We start from the raw sequence: 2,081 nt of genomic DNA, 5'->3' as shown, positions 1-2,081 counted from the left end.
GCCCCACAACAGGGGCGCGGGGAACTGCGCGAGAAGCCCCACCCACCCGCAGACGAAAACCGGCAAACCCAGCGGAGCGCTACCGCCTGATGTCCGGTTCCAGATAGATCACGCGAGCGATCGGCACCGCCTCCCTGATACGGCTCTCCGCCTCGTCGATCGCGCGAGCAACCCGCTCCGCCGTGTCGTCGTGCCGCACCGCGATCTTCGCGGCGACGAGGAGTTCCTCCGGGCCGAGGTGCAGGGTGCGCATGTGGATGACGCCGGTGACCGTCTCCCCGTCGACCATCGCGGAGCGGATCCGCGCGATCTGCTCCGGCCCGGCGGCCTCGCCGAGCAGGAGGGACTTGGTCTCGGCGGCGAGGACGAGGGCGATCACGACGAGGAGCGCGCCGATGCAGAGGGTGCCGATGCCGTCCCACACGCCGTTGCCGGTGGCGAGGGTCAGGCCGACACCGCCGAGTGCGAGGAGCAGGCCGACAAGGGCGCCGAAGTCCTCCAGCAGGACGACGGGGAGTTCGGGGGCCTTGGCCGTACGGATGAAGGCGCTCCACGACTGCCCGCCGCGCAGCGCGTCGGCTTCCCGCACCGCAGTGCGGAAGGAGAAGCCCTCCGCGACGATCGCGAAGAGGAGCACGCCGACCGGCCAGTACCAGTTGTCCAGCTCGTGCGGTTCCCTGATCTTCTCGTAGCCCTCGTACAGCGCGAAGACGCCGCCGATGGTGAAGAGGACGACGGAGACGAGGAATCCGTAGACGTAGCGCTCGCGGCCGTAGCCGAAGGGGTGTTCCTCGCTGGCCTTCCGCTGTGCCTTCTTGCCGCCGAGCAGGAGCAGGGCCTGGTTGCCGGAGTCGGCGACGGAGTGCACGCCTTCGGCGAGCATCGACGAGGAGCCGCTGAACGCGAACGCCACGAACTTGGCCACGGCGATGGCCAGGTTGGCGCCGAGCGCGGCGACGACGGCCTTGGTGCCGCCCGAGGCGCTCACGTCAGGTCTCCACAGTCCGAAGCCGTCACGGTGGCGCGGAAGACGGTGGCTCCGTCGCCGGTGAGTTCGGCCCGTTCGGCGGCCCGCAGGTACACCGACTCTCCCTGACGGAGTGCCAGCTCGGTGCCGTCGGCGCCGCGCACGCGGGCGGTGCCGGAGACGCACAGGAGGATCTGGGGTCTGCCGGGGGGCAGTGCGGCGGAGGTCTCGGAGGCGGGGGCGAAGGCGTAGCGGGAGAGGCGGAATTCGTCGACGGGTGCCGCGTAGACCTCCTCGCCGCCCGCGTCGGCCTCGGGGCGCAGGACGGCGGGGTCGGTGGCCTCGAAGCGGACGACGCGGAGGAGTTCGGGTACGTCGATGTGTTTGGGCGTCAGCCCGCAGCGCAGCACATTGTCCGAGTTCGCCATGATTTCCACCCCGAAGCCGTCGAGGTAGGCGTGCGGGACGCCGGCGCCGAGGTAGAGGGCCTCGCCGGGGCTGAGGCGTACGTGGTTGAGGAGCATGGCGGCGATGACGCCGGGGTCGCCGGGGTAGTGGTGGGCGATCGAGGCGTAGGCGGCGTACGCGCCCCGGTGGGGGCCGTCCTCCGCGGCGAGGCGCGTGGCCGCGGCGGTGGCGGCGTGGACCGTGTCGGCGATGGCGCCGTGTTCGGCGGTGAGGACGGCGGTGAGGACCTCGCGCAGGGCGTCCGCCTCAGGCCGGGCGTGCAGCAGGTCGGCGTACGGCTTGAGGGAGTCGACGTCGAGGGCGGCGAGCAGCTCGGCGGTCGCGGCGGGGTCACGGAAGCCGCAGAGGCCCTCGAAGGGGGTGAGGGCGCAGAGGAGTTCGGGCTTGTGGTTCGCGTCCTTGTAGGTGCGGTGCGGGGCGTCGGCGGGGATGCCGCGGGCCTCTTCGTCGGCGTATCCGGCGCGTGCCCGGTCGAGGTCGGGGTGGACCTGGAGGGAGAGCGGGGAGGCGGCGGCGAGGAGCTTGAGCAGGAACGGCAGCCGGGGGCCGAAGCGGCGTACGGCCTCCGGGCCGAGCTCGCCCTCGGGGTCGGCGTCGACGATGTCGCACAGGGGGCGCGGGCCGTCGCCGCGGTCGACGCGGGAGC

2 protein-coding genes are annotated in these 2,081 nt (G+C 72.4%); both read right to left on the bottom strand.

Annotation, left to right across the window (positions count from 1 at the left end; all coding sequences use genetic code 11):
- Positions 1 to 79: 79 nt before the first annotated feature.
- Positions 80 to 988, bottom strand: a complete 909-nt coding sequence (locus K6I34_RS36150) for a cation diffusion facilitator family transporter (protein WP_229332260.1) — start codon at positions 986 to 988, stop codon at positions 80 to 82.
- Positions 985 to 2,081, bottom strand: a 1,097-nt coding sequence (gene manA, locus K6I34_RS36145) for a mannose-6-phosphate isomerase, class I (RefSeq protein WP_229332259.1), incomplete at its 5' end; no start/stop codon positions are given. The genes manA and K6I34_RS36150, both read right to left, overlap by 4 nt.

It is taken from the genome of Streptomyces sp. UNOC14_S4 (assembly GCF_020740835.1).
GTDB lineage: Bacteria > Actinomycetota > Actinomycetes > Streptomycetales > Streptomycetaceae > Streptomyces.
Note: the sequence above shows the minus strand (reverse complement) of the source record. Positions and strands in the feature narration are given on the sequence as shown.